This is a genomic window from Myceligenerans xiligouense, assembly GCF_003814695.1.
Classification (GTDB): domain Bacteria; phylum Actinomycetota; class Actinomycetes; order Actinomycetales; family Cellulomonadaceae; genus Myceligenerans; species Myceligenerans xiligouense.
In genome coordinates, this window is the sequence record NZ_RKQZ01000001.1 from 1382670 (window position 1) to 1399318 (window position 16649).

Consider the following 16649-nt stretch of genomic DNA (forward strand, 5'->3'; position numbering starts at 1 on the left):
GTCAGGACGGCGGCATCGGCGAGAACGTGTCCGATCTGCGGGGGTCTGGGGCGCCACCCGTCGAACGGGCAGACTCAACCACAGTTGGCGAAGTCTGGCACTTCGGACGAGATAACAATTTCGAATATGCCCGGATGGTAGTGCCCGCTCCCCGGCGGCCGGGAATCTCACGGCCGGCCGGCCGGCGTCGTGCAGGCGCTCCCGGCCATCGCCCGGTAGCCTGCGGCCATGGTGAGGACGACGGAGACGAGCACGGCGAACTCTGGGGAGATGAGCGCGGACTGCCTGTTCTGCAAGATCGTCGCGGGCGAGGTGCCCGTCGAGATGGTCGCGGAGTCCGGGTCGGCGGTGGCGTTCAAGGACATCGACCCGAAGGCACCCGTCCACGTCCTGGTGGTGCCGCGCGAGCATCACGCGGACGTGAGCGCGCTGGCGGGCACGAGCCCCGAGACCCTGGCCGACGTCATCGCGCTGGCCGACCAGGTCGCCTCCGACCTGGCGGACGGCCAGTACCGGCTGATCTGCAACGTCGGGCCGAAGGCCGGCCAGACCATCTTCCACGCCCACGCCCACGTGCTGGCGGGAACCCAGCTCACGGGCTTCTGAGCACCCCGGGAAACCGGTACGGAAATGGGGCGGCGCGGACCGGGCCCGGGTCGATAGAATGAGCGGGTCACCCAGACCTGGAACCGAGGAGCGCATCGGCATCAGCCGGCCCATGACAACTTCCGCATCGCACGCACCCGCTCATCAGACGGACCGCAGGCCGCAGCGCGGCGCCGAGCATCGCGTCGTCGTCCCGGCCCACATCCCGATGGTCGCCCTGCTCGGAAGCCAGGATGTCGTGCTCCGCGCCATCGAGGACGGGTTCACCCAGGTCGACGTCCACGCGCGGGGCAACGAGATCGCCGTGTCCGGTCCTCCCGGGGACGTCGAACTCGTCTCCCGCCTCCTGGACGAGCTGATCCAGGTCGTCGAGGCCGGCACCGCGCTGACGCCCGAGGTGGTCACCCGCTCCATCAGGATGCTCACGGCGGCGTCGGCCCAGCGCCCCGCCGACGTCCTGACCTTCGACATCCTGTCGAACCGCGGTCGCACCATCCGGCCCAAGACGCCCGGCCAGAAGCACTACGTCGAGGCGATCGACGCCAACACGATCACGTTCGGGCTCGGCCCGGCCGGCACGGGCAAGACGTACCTCGCGATGGCGAAGGCGGTCCAGGCGCTCCAGGCCAAGCAGGTCAACCGCATCATCCTCACCCGTCCCGCCGTCGAGGCGGGGGAGCGGCTCGGCTACCTGCCCGGCTCGCTCACGGAGAAGATCGACCCCTACCTGCGCCCGTTGTACGACGCCCTGCACGACATGATCGACCAGGAGCAGGTCCCGAAGCTCTTGGAGAACGGGACCATCGAGGTGGCTCCTCTGGCTTTTATGCGCGGCCGGAGCTTGAACAACGCCTTCATCATCCTCGACGAGGCGCAGAACACCTCCACCGAGCAGATGAAGATGTTCCTCACGCGCCTCGGCTTCGGCTCCCGGATGGTCATCACCGGCGACGCCACACAGGTCGATCTGCCCGGTAACCAGACGTCCGGGCTGCGTGTCGTGGAGGACATCCTGGCCGGCGTCGACGACGTCGAGTTCTGCCGGCTGGGCTCGGCCGACGTCGTGCGCCACCGGCTCGTGAGCGACATCATCGACGCGTACGCGCGGTGGGACGTCATCACGGACGGGCAGCGCCCCGGGCGCCAGCCGCAGGACCACCGGCCGCCGCAGCGGCGCCGGCGCTAGGGAGCACGGGTGAGTATCGAGGTCAACAACGAGTCGGGGCACGAGGTCGACGAGGCGGAGTTCGCCGCTCTGGGCCGGTACGTGCTCGACAGCATGCACGTGCACCCGCAGTCCGAGCTGTCGGTCCTGTTCGTGGATTCCGCCACGATGGCCGACCTGCACGTGCAGTGGATGGACGAGCCCGGCCCCACGGACGTGCTGTCGTTCCCGATGGACGAGCTGCGCCCCGGTCGCGCCGGTGAGGAACTGGCCCCGGGCACGCTCGGCGACATCGTGCTGTGCCCCGAGGTCGCGGCCAAGCAGGCGCGGACGGCCGGGCATTCCACGGCCGAGGAACTCCTCCTGCTGACCGTGCACGGCATCCTGCATCTCCTCGGCTACGACCACGCCGAGCCCGAGGAGGAGACGGAGATGTTCGCGCTGCAGCGCAAGCTTCTCCTGACCTTCCTCGCGAACCGCTGAGGACCACCTCGTGACCGTCAGTCTTCTCGCCCTCGCCGCACTCGTGGGTTTCGTCCTGGCGAGCGTGCTCTCCGCCGGCGAGGCCGCGCTCCTCCGAGTCACCCGATCCGGCCTCGCGGAATGCCTCGCCGACGCCGAGCACGGGCCGGAGCCCGATCCCCGCCGCGCCGGACGGGCGCGTTCCGCGCTGGCCCTCGTCGTGGAGCCGACGGCGACCGTGGCGTCGTTCGCCCTGGTGCGCGTCACCGCCGAGGTCGTGGCGATCGCCGCCGCGACGCTGCTGGTCCAGCAGGCGATCCCGGACCCGCCGTCGGGCGACCCCGTTCCGGAGCTGCTCGTCATGCTCATCGCCCTGGCCGCGGGCCTGGGCGTCGGCGTGCTGTTCGTGCGCGTCTCGCCGCGCGCCCTCGGCTTCCGGCGGCCGGTCCACGTGCTGCTCGCCCTCGCACCGGCACTGACGGTGATCTCGCGCGGCGTGGCGCGCCTCACGCGGCTGTCCGTCCCGCGGGCGCCGTCGTCCCCGGAGGAGCACCGGCGTGACGTGGCGTACCGCGTCGGCGAGTCGGAGGACCTGGAGGAGGAGGACCGGGAGCTGGTGCGGTCGGCCATCGAGCTGGCCGACACCATCGTGCGCGAGGTGATGGTGCCGCGCACCGACATGATCACCGTCGCCGCCGGCACGCCGCTCACCAAGGTGCTGCGGCTGTTCCTCCGCTCCGGTTTCTCCCGCGTGCCGGTGGTCGGGGAGTCCGTGGACGACGTCGTCGGCGTCGCCTACCTCAAGGACGTCGTCGCCGCCGTGCACTGGCCCGTGGAGGACGGCGCGGGTCCGGCGGGCCTGCGGCCGGCCGCGGACGTCGCCCGTGAGGCGGTGTTCGTGCCCGAGTCCAAGCCGGTCGACGACCTGCTCCGCGAGATGCAGACCTCGGCGTCGCACATCGCCCTGGTCGTGGACGAGTACGGCGGGATCGCCGGCCTGGTCACGATCGAGGACCTGCTCGAGGAACTGGTCGGCGAGCTCACCGACGAGCACGACACGGTCGCCGTCCAGGAGCCGGAGGAGCTGTCCGACGGCGAGTTCCGGGTGCCCGCGCGGATGCCGGTGGACGAGCTCGGCGAGCTCTTCGACCTGCGCCTGGACGACGACGACGTGGACACCACGGGCGGGCTCCTCGCGAAGGCGCTCGGCAAGGTGCCGCTGGCGGGATCGGCGGCCGAGGTGTCGGGTCTGCACCTGACCGCGGAGCGGGTCGAGGGCCGCCGCAAGCAGCTCGCGACGCTCGTGGTGCGCCGGGTGAGCCCCGTGGACGGCGACAATGGGGGCGAGACCGGCCCGTTCGACGCCGCCGGGCACCCGCCGAAGTACGAGAAGGAAGCACACGCGTGAACGACGACACCTCACCGGTCCACCGGTCCGGATTCGCCTGCCTGGTCGGCCGGCCCAACGTGGGCAAGTCCACGCTGACGAACGCCCTGGTGGGGGAGAAGGTCGCGATCATGTCCGCGCGGCCGCAGACCACGCGACACACCATCCGCGGGATCGTGCACCGGCCCGACGCCCAGCTCATCCTGGTGGACACACCCGGGCTGCACCGGCCCCGCACCCTGCTCGGCGAGCGGCTGAACGACCTGGTACGGGACACGCTGAGCGAGGTCGACGTCATCGCCTTCTGCCTCCCCGCGGACCAGAAGGTCGGGCCGGGCGACCGGTACATCGCGCAGCAGCTCGCCGAGCTGATGCGGGGCCGCCGGGCGGTGCCCGTCGTGGCGGTGGTGACCAAGGCCGACGCGGTGGAGCGTTCCGTGATGGTGGAGCACCTGATCGCGGTGCAGGAGCTCGCGAAGTCCGTGGAGCGCGAGTGGGCGGACATCGTGCCGGTCTCGGCGAAGGACGGGTTCCAGGTGGGCGAGCTCTCCGACGTCCTGGTCGGGCACCTGCCCGAGGGCCCCGAGCTCTACCCGGGCGGCGAGCTCACCGACGAGCCCGAGGCGGTCATGGTCGCGGAGCTCGTCCGCGAGGCGGCGCTGGAGGGCGTCCGCGACGAGCTCCCGCACTCGCTGGCCGTGGTGGTCGAGGAGATCGTCGAGCGCGAGGGCACGGGCGACGAGAAGAAGGGCCGGCCGCCGCTGCTGGACGTGCGCGTCAACCTGTTCGTGGAGCGCGACTCGCAGAAGGCGATCGTCATCGGCCGCGGCGGATCGCGGCTGCGCTCGGTCGGCACGGAGGCACGCCGGGGCATCGAGGCGCTGCTCGGCGCCCGCGTGTACCTGGACCTCCACGTGAAGGTGGCCAAGGACTGGCAGCGGGACCCGAAGCAGCTGCGGCGCCTGGGGTTCTGACCGGCGATCGCCGAGTAGCCTCGGATGATGTTCTTCCGGACAGCCGCGACCAGCGCCGCGATACTTCTCGGCCTGGCGGCCGCAGGTGCGCTCGCCGGGCCGGGCTGGGACCCGGTCCCCGTCACGGAGCACGTCAGGCCGGCCTCCGCCGACACGACGATCCACGGCTCGGAGCCGCAGGCCGGCGCGGGCGAGCCCGGCCGGTTCGAGGTGCGCGAGACCTCCGTGACGATCGAGCTGTCGGACGGCGCGTCGGTGGGCGGGCTGCTGCGCGAGCCGGTGACCGACGCGGCGGACGCTCCCGGCGTCGTCTTCGTGCACGGCGCCGGGACCGGGAAGGCGAGCGACGCGTTCACCGAGGCGGCCACCGCCCTGGCGAGCGCGGGCGTGGTCACGCTCGTGCCCGACAAGTACCTCGCCCACTACTCGACCCGTCACCGCGACTACGTCGAGATGGCGGGCGACTACCAGCACTCGGTGGAGTTCCTGCGGCGGATGCCCGGCGTCGACCCGGAACGCGTGGGGCTGTACGCCGAGTCCGAGGGCTGCTGGGTGGCGCCGGTCATGATGGCCCGGGACCCGGGCCTCGCGTTCCAGATCTGGGTCTCGGCGCCCGTGGTGCCGCCGCGACAGCAGGCCGCGTTCGCGATGGACAGCTACCTGCGCAACACGGACGTGCCGCAGGGCGTGTTCCGGGCGATCCCCCGGGCGGTCGGCATCCGACTGCCCGGAGGCGGGTTCGAGTACGCGGACTTCGACGTGCGTCCGTGGCTCGCCCGCCAGGCGGCCCCGATCTTCATGGCGTACGGCGCGACCGACCCCTCGATGCCGATGGAGCAGGCGGTGCGGCAGGTCCTCGCGGACACGGCCGCCCGCGGCGGGGAGGCTCCGGTCACCGTGCGTTTCTACGGCGGGGCGAACCACGGCATCAACGTGTCGGACGAGCCGCTGGGGGACGACATCGTGCCCCACGGGGACGACCTCCACCTGCACCCGGGCTATGCGCGTGACGTGGCCGCCTGGGTGCACGGCCTGCCGGCGTCGGCGACGGCGGAGCCCCGGATCGCGGGAGCCCAGCCCGAGCAGCTGTACCTCGCGGCGCCCGTGCCGCAGCCGCACTGGTACGCCGACGGCGACGTCGTGCTGGCGATCGTGATCGGCTCCGCGGCGCTGATGCTCGGCGGCGGCGTGACCCTCCTGGGGAGCCGCCTGGCGGGCCGGGCCGCGGTGCGCGCCAGGACCGCGCGCGGCGCGGATCGGCGCGCCGCGTACGGCGTCACCGCCGGGCTGGGGGCACCGCTGGGGGTGATGGCCGGGGTGACCGTCGCGACCGCCGTGTCCCTCGTGGCCTACCTGCTCGCCGTGGCGCGCATCGCGCAGGACTACGGCCAGAACCCGCTGGTGGTCCAGGGGGGCTGGATCGGGGTCCGGGCGCTCGGCGTCGTCGCGGTGGTCGCGGCGGCCCTCCTGCTGCTGCGCTGCCGGGCGGTGGGGTGGCGGGTCGCCTCCGGCGCCGTGCCCGACGCCGACATGCCCGACGCCGAACGCCGGGGAGGCGCCCGGGTCGTGACGGCGGGCTTCTGGGCCGTCGCAGCAGGCACTGCCGCCCTCGGGCTGGTGCTGGCCCACTGGGGCGTCTACCAGCTCGGCATCTGACCCGGACCGGCCACCGATGACGGAGCGGATGTGTGGGAGGTGCGGAGATCCCACGATGTGATGTGTGTCGCCGCGATTCGGAACGACAGGTCCCCGCTTGACCCGGTAGAAACGGTGGCGGACACCCATGCCGCACGCCCCGCGACCGCACGCCTCGCGACCCCTGGCCCGCGGCGTCACCTCAGGAGTTGTGAATGACGGATATCCACGCCCCGGAGCGTGAGGAGCACCGGAGCGCCGAGACCGGCGCCGCCCCCCGGAAGGGACCGGACGCCGCCTCGCCGTTCGCCACCTACCGGCCGGGTGACTTCGTGCGCGATGTCATCGCCGCGCTCGTCCTCCTCCTCGCGCTCGCCCTCCCGTGGAGCGCCGCGGACCGCGGCGCCGACCGGGTGGAGGTGGTGCTCGCCACCGCGGTCTCGCTCGCCTCCCTCGCGCTGCCGTACCTGGCACGGTTCGGCGCGCTGCCCGCGTCGTGGACGGTGCGGGCCACGCGCAAGTGGCGGGTCTGGGCGAACATCCCCGCGTTCGTCGTCGCGGCCCTGGTGATCGCCATCGACCTGGCGAACGGGTCGGGCGTCGGCACGGGCGTCGGCCTCGGCCTCGCCGGCGCGCTGCTCGCCGCCACGCCGCGCGACAGCGAACTCGGCCCGCCCGAGCTCGACGGCCGCGTCCACGACCGCTGGCGTGCCGCGTTCGCCGCGACCGGCGGGCTCGTCGCCGCCGGCGCCCTGGTCTCGCTCGTCCAGACCTACGTCACCGACCGTGAGCTCGGTCCCATGCTGCGCGCGCCCCTCGGGTTCGCCATGGTCGCCGGCCTCCTCGTGCTCCTCGTGCTCGCGACGTGGCGTCGCGACCGGGCCGCGCGGCTCGTGCTGCTCGCCCTCGGCGTCGTCCTGACCGTGCTGGCGGTGTTCACCTCCGGTGGTGCCCTGCCCGGCGTGGAGTCGACGCACGGCCAGCGGTTCGGCCTCGTCCTGTTCCCGGCCCTCGCCGCGCTGGCCGCTGCCCCGGCCGTGCGGCGCTCGCCGGTGTGGGAGTCCACCGGCGGGCAGCCCGCCGCGGGCGCCGTCGACGTGTGGGTCCGCGCGGCGATCCGCGCCTTCCAGGCGCTCCTGCTGCTGGCGGTGTGCGGCGCCGGCGCCGGTCTCGCCAGTCTCGTCGCGGACGGGTTCGACGTGGCGCCCCTGCTCCGCCTCATCCTCGGTCTCGTCATCGCGGGCGTCGCCTGGTTCGGGCAGCGCTCGCTGCGGCGCGACACCTCCGCCGGGCACGTGCCGGCCGTGGGCGCCGCCTGCGTCACCGGTGTGCTGGGCCTCGTGGTGGTCGTCGCGACCTCGGGCACCGGGGCGGGCGTGCGGATCGTGGACCTCGTCATCGCGCTGGGGCTGCCCGGTATCGCCGCGTCCGCGCTCATGGTCCCGAAGGCGGTCCGCGAGCACTTCCAGACCTCCGGCATCGCCGGCGACGGCACCGTCGACCACAGCCCTGCCTGGATCTGGGCGCCGGCGGCCGAGGCGCGCCCGGCGACCCTGCCGGAGAAGCCCGCCCGGGAGCGCGAGCAGATCCCCACGGGCGGCACGCGCAGCGCCGCGGACGCACGGGGTCGTGCGGGGTCCGGGGGGCCGGCCGAGCACGCCACGCCCACGCCCACGCCGTCGCCCGCGTCCGGTGCCCGGCCGACGGTGCCGGACGCCGCGCCGACGAGCGCGCCCTCCGGCCCGCAGCCCACGCAGGACGTCACCGCGGTCCTGCGCCCGGCCTCCGGCGGCATGCGGCCTGCCGGGGATGCCGCGGCGACGTCGGACACCGGGGACGCCGCCGCGACGTCGGACACCGGGGGCGTGGCCGCGGCACCGCACACCGGCACGGCGGCCGCGGCGTCGGACACCGGGTCCGCGGCGACGACGTCGGACACCGGCGTGGCGGCGGCGCCGGAACGGCCGCGCAGGCGGGTGTCCTCCTCCGGTGCCGTGCGCACCTACGCGGGGCAGGAGCACCGTGCCACGTCGGGTGAGCAGCCGTCCGTGTCGGACGTGGCGAAGGAGCCGACGGCGCGCGAGATGCGGAGCCTGGCGGGGTCCGGCGCCGTCCACGAGACCGCCGTCATGCAGCCGGTGCGGGCCGGGTCGCAGCCCGCGTCCGGTCACGGCGCGCGGCCCGCGCAGCCCCGCCCCGCCCAGCCGCGGCCGCGCGGCTGGACTCCCGAGGTGGCGCTCGATCCGGGCACGCCCCTGGCCGATCTCGCCGTCATCGTGCAGGAGGCCCCTCACCTGCGGCCGCACGTGGCACGGAACCCCGCCACGTACCCGGCGCTGCTCGACTGGCTGGGCGCGCTCGGCGACCCGGACGTGGACGCAGCGCTCCGTTCCCGCCGATAAGTGTGACAATGCTGCCTGTGCGCCCCATCACGCAGTCGAACAAGCTCCGCGATGTCCGGTACGACGTGCGCGGGCCGATCCTGGTCGAGGCCGAGCGGCTCGAGGCCGAGGGTCACCAGGTCCTCAAGCTGAACATCGGCAATCCCGCGCCGTTCGGTTTCGAGGCGCCGGACGTCGTCGTCGACGGCCTGCGGCAGCACCTGCGGGAGGCGGAGGGCTACTCCGACTCGCGGGGCATCCTTCCGGCGCGCGAGGCCGTGGCCGCCTACTACACGGGCCGCGGGCTGGACATGACCCCCGTCGACGTGTTCATCGGCAGCGGTGTCTCCGAGATGATCTCGCTCGTGCTGCAGGCGCTCGTGGACGACGGCGACGAGGTGCTCATCCCGGCGCCGGACTACCCCCTGTGGACCGGCGCCGTCACGCTCACCGGCGGCACACCGGTGCACTACGCGTGCGACGAGTCCGCCGGCTGGTCGCCCGACCTGGCCGACCTCGAGTCCAGGATCACGCCCCGCACCAAGGCGCTCGTGGTGATCAACCCGAACAACCCCACCGGCGCGGTGTACCCGGCCGAGACGGTGCGGGCCCTGGCGGACATCGCGCGGCGGCACGGGCTCGTGCTCCTGAGCGACGAGATCTACGAGAAGATCCTGTTCGACGGCGCCAGCCACCACCACACCGCCACCTTCGCGGGTGACGACGTGCTGTGCCTGACCTTCTCCGGGCTGTCCAAGGCCTACCGCGTGGCCGGGTTCCGTTCCGGCTGGGTGGCGATCACCGGCCCGCGGCAGCTCGCCACGGACTTCCTCGAGGGTCTCACTCTCCTGGCGAACATGCGCATGTGCGCCAACGTCCCCGCGCAGTACGCGATCCCCGCGGCGCTGGGCGGCGACCCGTCCGTCGTCGACGAGCTCCTCCTGCCGGGTGGCCGGCTGCTCGAACAGCGCGACACGGCCGTCCGCCTGCTCAACGAGATCCCGGGGGTGCGCACCGTCGCCCCGCAGGGCGCGCTGTACTGCTTCCCGCGCCTGGACCCCGAGGTCTATGCCGTGGACGACGACGAGAAGCTGGTGCTGGAGCTCCTCCGGGAGAAGCACATCCTGGTGACCCACGGGACGGGCTTCAACTGGCCCGATCCCGACCACTTCCGCCTGGTCATGCTGCCGGCTGTCGACGTCCTGGAAGACGCGATCGGCCGCATAGCGGACTTCCTGGAGACGAAGCGGGCCTGATCGAAGATCACGGTCGTCCTGCCGCCACCACATGGTGGACAGGTGTGGTGCGGGCAACACGCGGAGGTACAGTGACAGCGTGCACCCGGCGAAGAGCCTCCTCCTTCGGTGCCGCGGCGAGGCCCCATAAAGAGGCCGGACTCCTCGCCGCGGTGGCTTCGTGATGCCGGCCGCGGCCCGTGACCCGGGCCGTCGCTGAGAGAAGGTCACTTCTACCCGGAGGACGCGCAAGTCATGAACACGAGCACGGAGAGCACGACCGCCCCTGCCACGACGCACGGTGACCCCGTGTACGGCACCGCCGGCGGACTCATCGAGGCCAACCCGCAGCAGCCGTCCGGCATGCGGGTGAGCAAGTACCGGCCGTTCCACGAGCAGTTCACCGTCGACCTGCCCGACCGGACCTGGCCCACCAAGCGCATCGAGCAGGCGCCGCGCTGGTGCGCGGTCGACCTGAGGGACGGCAACCAGGCCCTCATCGAGCCGATGGACGCCGAGCGCAAGCTGCGGATGTTCGACCTGCTCGTGAAGATGGGCTACAAGGAGATCGAGGTCGGGTTCCCCTCCGCGAGCCAGACCGACTTCGACTTCGTCCGCCGGCTCATCGAGGAGGACCGGATCCCGGACGACGTCGTCATCCAGGTCCTCACGCAGGCGCGCGGCCACCTGATCGAGCGCACCTACGACTCGATCCGCGGCGCGAAGCAGGCGATCGTCCACCTGTACAACTCGACGTCGGTGCTGCAGCGCGACGTGGTGTTCCGTACCGACCAGGACGGCATCGTCGACATCGCGCTCGACGGCGCGAAGCTGTGCCGCAAGCTCGAGGAGAGCCTGCCGGAGACCAGGATCTACTACGAGTACTCGCCGGAGTCGTACACCGGCACCGAGCTCGAGTTCGCGGTCCGCATCTGCAACGAGGTGCTCGAGGTCTTCGAGCCCACCCCGGAGCGCAAGGTCATCATCAACCTGCCCGCCACCGTCGAGATGGCCACGCCCAACGTGTACGCCGACTCGATCGAGTGGATGTGCCGGCACCTGAACCACCGCGAGAACGTCATCGTGTCGCTGCACCCGCACAACGACCGGGGCACGGCGGTGGCCGCGGCCGAGCTCGGCTACCTCGCGGGCGCCGACCGCATCGAGGGCTGCCTGTTCGGCAACGGCGAGCGCACCGGCAACGTGGACCTCGTCACGCTGGGCATGAACCTGTTCGCGCAGGGCATCGACCCGCAGATCGACTTCTCCGACATCGACGCGATCCGCCGCACCGTCGAGCACTGCAACCAGCTCGCCGTCCCCGAGCGCACCCCGTACGTGGGCGACCTGGTGTTCACCGCGTTCTCCGGCTCGCACCAGGACGCGATCAAGAAGGGCTTCGAGCACATGTCCGGCCAGGCGGAGGCCGCCGGCGTGACCGTCGACGAGCTGCCGTGGGGCGTGCCGTACCTGCCGATCGACCCGCGCGACGTCGGCCGCTCCTACGAGGCGGTCATCCGGGTGAACAGCCAGTCCGGCAAGGGCGGGGTCGCCTACCTGCTCAAGCACGACCACGGCCTGGACCTGCCGCGCCGACTGCAGATCGAGTTCTCCGGCGCCGTGCAGCGGGTCACCGACACGGGGGGCCACGAGGTCAGCGGCGACGACATCTGGCGCATCTTCACCGACGAGTACCTGCCGATCGAGGAGGGCTCGGCCGGTGCCGTCGAGTCGGGCCTGCGGCCGTGGGGGCGTCTCAAGCTGGAGCACACGCGCGTCACGGGCGCCGAGGGCGGGACGGCCACCATGGAGGTCGACGTCGTCGACCGCGGGGAGAAGCAGACCCTGACCGGGTCCGGCAACGGCCCGATCGACGCGTTCGTCGACGCGATCTCGCGCGTCGGGGTGCAGGTCAGCGTGCTCGACTACACCGAGCACGCGCTCTCCGAGGGCGGCGACGCGACGGCGGCCGCGTACGTCGAGTGCCAGGTGGGCGACGACGTGCTGTGGGGCGTGGGCATCGACCCGTCGATCACCACGGCGTCCCTGAAGGCGATCGTCTCGGCGGTCAACCGCGCGGAGCGCACCGCGGCCTGACGTCCGCCGGTTGTCGCGCGGTCGGTGTGTTGTCCTTGCGGTCGGTCCCCCGATGGGCCGACCGCAAGGACGACGGACCGACCACTTCGCCGGGGGTGTGTCCGCCGGGGTGGTCGATCTGATGGTTATCGGGTTCGGGCGGGTGTCAGTGTCCGGTTCAGGTCGATCACGCGGTCCATTCCGGCCAGGGTGGCCTCCTGGTGGGAGACCACCAGGAGGGTGCAGGTCAGCGATGCGAGCAGCCGGTGCACGCGGTCGGCGCTGCCGGCGTCGAGATCGGCGGTCGGCTCGTCCACGACCAGCACCCGGGGGCGCCGCAGCACGGCGCGAGCCAGCCGGAGCCTGGACTGCTGTCCGCCCGACAGCCGCAGACCGCCCTCGCCCACGTGGTCACCGGGCCCGACGTCGTCCCCCAGCCCGAGCGCTCCGAGCACCCGCACGAGTTCGGCCTCGTTCGCGTCGGTGCCGCGCAGCAGGTTCTCGGAGACGCTCCCGGAGAAGAGCCGTCCGTCCTGCTCGACGACCCCGACCGCGCGGCGCAGCTCGGTGTCCGCCAGCTCGGTCAGCGAGACCTCGCCGGACCCGCCACTGGTCCTGCCTCCAGCCCCGCCGCCGGTCCTGCCACCGGCCCCGCCACCGGCCCCGCCGCCGGGACCGAGCGCCGAGCCTCCGCCCGCGGTCAGCGCGACCACGCCGGAGTCCGGATCCCACAGCCGCCCGGCCAGCGCCACGAGTGTCGACTTCCCGGCCCCGGACGGCCCCCGCACCCCGACCCGCTCGCCAGGGGCGACGTCCAGGGAGAACCGGTCCAGGACGGCGGCCTCCCCGTACCCGAAGGTCACCTCGCGGAACGCCAGCCCGAGCGGTCCGTCCGGCAGCGGCCGGGGCCGCGCGGCGGGGACGACGACGGCGGGCCGGGTGAGCTCGTCGCGCACGCGAGACGCACTGGCCTCGACCGGGCGCAGCTGCGTGAGTGTGGTGGCGGCGTCGGCCGCGGCGGCGATGGTGGCGAGAGCCATGGTGACCAGCCCCGCCAGATGCTCGGGAGGCACGCCGCCGAACGCGGCGACGGTGAGCACGGCGACGACCGCCACGGTCACCCCCGTCTCGCGCAGCGCGCCCAGAAGACGCTGGGTGGTCTCGATGCGCCCCGCGGTGCGGGCGGCGTCGGCGCCCCGGGCGGCGACGTCGGCGCGGACGCGGGGTGCCAGGCCGTACCCGAGTACCTCCCGCAGGCCGCCCAGGACGTCCACGACGTGCGCCGACAGCGCGCCGGTCTGCGCGGTGGCGAGCCTGCCCAGGCCGTGGAGCCGGCGCCGGCCGAGCACCGCCGTGCCCGCGACGCCGGCCAGGCAGGCCAGCGCCACCAGGGCGAGCGGCGGGTACGCGACGGTCAGCAGGGTGAGGCCGGTCAGGCAGACGACGGCCGCGGCGAAGAGCTGCGCCACAGTGTGCGCGTAGAAGAACTCGAGCTTCTCGGTGTCGGTGAGCGCGGTGGCCGCCGCGTCGCCGGTGTTCTCGCGGCGGCGGGACGGCAGGGCGACGGCGTACCGGTCGAACAGCGCGATGCGCAGGCGTGCCAGCACCCGGTACGCGACCGCGTGGGACAGGTCCATCTCGGACCACGTGAGCAGCGCGCGGAGCAGGACGAGTCCGGTCATGGCGGCCCAGAACCCGGGGGCGGGCGCCTCGCCGAGCACGACGGCGCGGCCCAGGGCGAACGCGGGCAGCACGACGAGCGTGCCCAGCGCGAGCAGGCTGGCCGTCACCACCGCCGTGGTCAGGGCGATGGCGCGGTACTCGCGGCGCAGCTCGGTGAACAGGGCGGCGAGGGGGCGAGGGCTCATGCGTGGCTCCCTGGGGAGAGTGGGGCGGCGGTCGCGGCGGTCTCGCCCACGGGGGCCGGGTTCCGCCGGGCGACGTCAGTTCCTGGGGAGTCCGGCGCGGGACGCAGCGCGCCGTCGTGCAGCTCGAGGACGCGGCTGACGCCGTCCAGCGACTCCGGCCGGTGGGCGACCACCACGACCACCCGATCCGCGCCGAGCCGCGCCAGGGTGCGGGTGACGGTCCGGGCGGCGGCGGGGTCGAGGGCGCTGGTGGGCTCGTCGGCGAGCAGGACGGGCCGCTCGGACAGGATCGCCCGGGCCAGTGCGATCCGCTGGCGCTGCCCGCCCGACAGGGTCGAGCCCGCCGTGGCGACGCGCGTGTCCAGGCCGTCCGGCAGGGCCAGGACCTCGTCGAGGACGCCGGCGGCGGCGCAGGCATCGCGGATCTCGGCGTCGGTCGCCGCGGGGCGGCCCACGGTGAGGTTCTCGCGCAGGGAACCCTCGAACAGCACGGGACGCTGGGCCACCAGGGCGACGTCGTCGGCCCCCACGGGCAGGCCGCCGCGGTGCACCCGCCCGGTACCAGGTGCCAGGTGCCCGAGGACCAGGTCGAGCAGCGTCGACTTCCCGGCCCCGCTCGGCCCGACCACCGCGGTCACGGTCCCGACCGGGAACGTGGCGTGCACGTCCCGCAGGACCGCCCGTCCCGCACCCGGGTAGCCGAACGTGACGCCCTCGATCACGAGATCGGCCGTGGCCCGCGAGCCCGTCCGGCCGCCACGCGAGTCGCCGGACGCTCCTGCGGACGAGGCATCGCCGGCCGCCGAGGCCGAGCCGGTGCCCGTCCGCGCCGCCGATCCCGCACCTGCCGCGGACGGTTCGCCCCCGCCGCTCCCGCCACCCGGGTGGGGCCCGGGCGGTACGCCCGCGCCCAGGGCGGCCAGGGCGGGGGCGGCCGACGTGCCGAGATAGCCCGCGTGCCAGGCCCGCGCCAGGTCGCGGACGGGCCGGAACACCTCGCCGGACAGGAGCAGCACCAGGTACGCCGTGGCCGGGCGGTCCCCGGACGCCAGCGCGTCGGTGGTGGCCAGCACCACCGCCGCCAGGGTCCCGCCCTGCACGGCCAGGTCGATGATCGCGGTGTCGAACAGCGACGTGCGCATCACCCTCACCGTCGCGCGATGCAGCGCGTCGGAGCGCTCGGTGATCCGCGCCCGGGCCACGCCCGTCTCGCCCAGCACGCGCAGCGTGGTCATGCCCCGCAGCGATTCCAGCAGGTCGGAGCCCAGACCCTCGTAGGTGTCCCAGTGCGTGCTCGACCGCCGGACCAGCACCTTGCGCCACAGCAGCGGCGCGAGCACGGCCACCACCGCCGCGAGCCCCGCGGCGGCCGCCGCCACCGGGTGCACGGCGAACAGCAGCGCCACCACCAGCGGGATCAGGATCAGCACCTGGGCGACGGCCGGCAGGTAGCGCGTCACGTACGTGTCCACGCCGTCCACGCCGTCGACGAGCGTGGCCCGCAGCGCCCCGTCCCGGCGGCGGGCGTCGTGCAGGGCGGACGGGACGAGGGCCCCCGTCAGGGCCTCGTCGCGCAGGCGCACGCGCACGGCCGAACCCAGCCGGGCCGCCGCCCGCGCCTGGGACCAGGTCAGCAGCCCGCGCACCAGGACGAGTCCGAGGATCGCCCCGGCCGACCGCAGCAGCGTGGCGGTGTCGCCGGAGACCATCGCCGTGAGCCCGGCCGCCAGGAACCACGCCTGTGGCAGGAACGTCGCCGTCGCCGCCACCTGCAGTCCGACGGTCAGCGCGGAGGCGTTCCGCTCCCGGGCCGCGACGCGCAGCAGCAGCGGGGAGATCATCATGGGGGTGTCACCTTTCGGTTCGCAGGACGGCGAGGGCGTGCAGCAGGGGAGGCGCGCCCGGGCCGGGCCGGTGCACGAACCCCGAGACGGGCCGCACCCCGTACCCGTCACGGGCGAACCGGTAGCACATCCGCGCGGCCGCGCGGTGGGCCTCCCACAGGGGCCGGTGAGCGGCGGCGACGTCGACGGGGTGCGGGCGGGGCCACAGCAGCACCCGGTCCGCACCGAGCACCCAGCCCTGCCCGCTCTGGCGGGCCGCCTCGTCGGCCGTCTCGACGGCCGCCGGCGCCGGAGGCCCGTACCGGGCGCGCCGGGCCGCCGCATCGCGGAAGGCGGCCAGCGCCGGGCTCCGGCGTCGGGCCAGCCCGTCGCGCGCTCGGTGGTCCACGGCCCAGCCGGCGGGAAGCTCGACCCGGGCCAGGCAGATCTCGGGGACCAGGCCGTGGCGCACCCACCGTTCGACGTCGTGCCCCGGTGGCAGCTCCAGGAGTTGCCGCGCGTCTCCCATGCCGGCCCATCCCTCCGGCAGCACGGCCGCCGGGACCAGGGTCCGGACGGCCTCCAGGGCGTACGCGGCGTCGGCGATCCACAGCGGCCACGCGCGGTGCCGGTAGCGCCCGAACGTCCGTCCCGGCTGGACGGTGATCACCAGGCTCGGCCGGCCGCCGGGCGGCGCGGCGCCGTCCCGCCGCAGGAGGCGGTCGCTCGCCGGGTGGTAGACGTACCGGCCTGGTGCGAGTTCGGACGCCGCGCCGCCCGGCACGACGACGTGCCACTGCACCGGGTAGGCGCCACCGGCCGACGGCACGAGCCGCCGCGGGACGGTGGTCGGTCCTCCCGCCTCGGTGATGTGGTGGCCCCGCGTGCCCCAGAGCTCGCGCAGCAGTGCTCCGGCCCGGGTCGGCACCTCGACGGGCACCGCCCCGGCGCGGGACCAGTCGTTGGTGCGCGGACCGGGCGGCAGGGCGGCGCCCGGGGGATCGGGGGCGAACGCCCCGGCGAGCAACGAGTTCATG

At 74.0% G+C, this 16649-nt stretch carries 12 protein-coding genes; 9 read left to right on the top strand and 3 right to left on the bottom strand.

Features of this window, described 5'->3' with window-relative positions:
* Positions 1-228: 228 nt before the first annotated feature.
* The 9 genes from EDD34_RS05975 (at position 229) to leuA (ending at position 11942) form a co-directional block, all read left to right on the top strand.
* On the top strand, positions 229-606 hold the full coding sequence (locus tag EDD34_RS05975; RefSeq protein ID WP_246012210.1) for an HIT domain-containing protein: 378 nt from the start codon (positions 229-231) through the stop codon (positions 604-606).
* Between the two features lie 112 nt (positions 607-718).
* Positions 719-1792 (top strand): PhoH family protein, encoded by a 1074-nt coding sequence (locus EDD34_RS05980; protein WP_123813750.1) that lies wholly within the window; start codon positions 719-721, stop codon positions 1790-1792.
* Between the two features lie 9 nt (positions 1793-1801).
* Complete coding sequence (ybeY, locus tag EDD34_RS05985; RefSeq protein WP_123813751.1) at positions 1802-2254, top strand: rRNA maturation RNase YbeY; 453 nt, start codon at positions 1802-1804, stop codon at positions 2252-2254.
* A gap of 10 nt (positions 2255-2264) precedes the next feature.
* Entirely contained in the window at positions 2265-3641 is a 1377-nt protein-coding gene (locus EDD34_RS05990) for a hemolysin family protein (RefSeq protein WP_123813752.1), read from the top strand.
* The gene (gene era / locus EDD34_RS05995) at positions 3638-4594 is read left to right on the top strand and encodes a GTPase Era (protein WP_123813753.1); all 957 of its coding nucleotides are present in this window, start codon (positions 3638-3640) and stop codon (positions 4592-4594) included. The genes EDD34_RS05990 and era overlap by 4 nt, the downstream gene beginning before the upstream one ends.
* A gap of 27 nt (positions 4595-4621) precedes the next feature.
* Entirely contained in the window at positions 4622-6250 is a 1629-nt protein-coding gene (locus EDD34_RS06000) for an alpha/beta hydrolase family protein (protein ID WP_123813754.1), read from the top strand.
* 194 nt (positions 6251-6444) lie between these two features.
* The gene (locus EDD34_RS06005; RefSeq protein WP_123813755.1) at positions 6445-8631 is read left to right on the top strand and encodes a DUF7937 domain-containing protein; all 2187 of its coding nucleotides are present in this window, start codon (positions 6445-6447) and stop codon (positions 8629-8631) included.
* A 17-nt stretch (positions 8632-8648) separates the two neighbouring features.
* The gene (locus EDD34_RS06010) at positions 8649-9866 is read left to right on the top strand and encodes a pyridoxal phosphate-dependent aminotransferase (RefSeq protein WP_123813756.1); all 1218 of its coding nucleotides are present in this window, start codon (positions 8649-8651) and stop codon (positions 9864-9866) included.
* A 234-nt stretch (positions 9867-10100) separates the two neighbouring features.
* Positions 10101-11942 (top strand): 2-isopropylmalate synthase, encoded by a 1842-nt coding sequence (leuA, locus tag EDD34_RS06015; protein ID WP_123813757.1) that lies wholly within the window; start codon positions 10101-10103, stop codon positions 11940-11942.
* Between the two features lie 125 nt (positions 11943-12067).
* On the opposite strand, the gene EDD34_RS06020 is transcribed toward leuA, so the two are convergent.
* The 3 genes from EDD34_RS06020 to EDD34_RS06030 are packed head-to-tail and all read right to left on the bottom strand — an operon-like array spanning position 12068 to position 16648.
* On the bottom strand, positions 12068-13789 hold the full coding sequence (locus EDD34_RS06020; RefSeq protein ID WP_123813758.1) for an ATP-binding cassette domain-containing protein: 1722 nt from the start codon (positions 13787-13789) through the stop codon (positions 12068-12070).
* Complete coding sequence (locus tag EDD34_RS06025; protein WP_123813759.1) at positions 13786-15633, bottom strand: ABC transporter ATP-binding protein/permease; 1848 nt, start codon at positions 15631-15633, stop codon at positions 13786-13788. Before EDD34_RS06025 ends, EDD34_RS06020 begins: the two co-directional genes overlap by 4 nt.
* Positions 15634-15640: 7 nt before the next feature.
* Positions 15641-16648 (bottom strand): nitroreductase family protein, encoded by a 1008-nt coding sequence (locus EDD34_RS06030; protein ID WP_123813760.1) that lies wholly within the window; start codon positions 16646-16648, stop codon positions 15641-15643.
* Between the last annotated feature and the right edge of the window lies 1 nt (position 16649).

Coding starts and splice junctions, on each gene's coding strand:
- EDD34_RS06005 (WP_123813755.1), top strand. CDS start 6,445: ATGACGGATATCCACGCCCCGGAGCGTGAGGAGCACCGGAGCGCCGAG.
- EDD34_RS06000 (WP_123813754.1), top strand. CDS start 4,622: ATGTTCTTCCGGACAGCCGCGACCAGCGCCGCGATACTTCTCGGCCTG.
- EDD34_RS06030 (WP_123813760.1), bottom strand. CDS start 16,648: ATGAACTCGTTGCTCGCCGGGGCGTTCGCCCCCGATCCCCCGGGCGCC.
- EDD34_RS06025 (WP_123813759.1), bottom strand. CDS start 15,633: ATGATGATCTCCCCGCTGCTGCTGCGCGTCGCGGCCCGGGAGCGGAAC.
- EDD34_RS05980 (WP_123813750.1), top strand. CDS start 719: ATGACAACTTCCGCATCGCACGCACCCGCTCATCAGACGGACCGCAGG.
- EDD34_RS05975 (WP_246012210.1), top strand. CDS start 229: ATGGTGAGGACGACGGAGACGAGCACGGCGAACTCTGGGGAGATGAGC.
- EDD34_RS06020 (WP_123813758.1), bottom strand. CDS start 13,789: ATGAGCCCTCGCCCCCTCGCCGCCCTGTTCACCGAGCTGCGCCGCGAG.
- leuA (WP_123813757.1), top strand. CDS start 10,101: ATGAACACGAGCACGGAGAGCACGACCGCCCCTGCCACGACGCACGGT.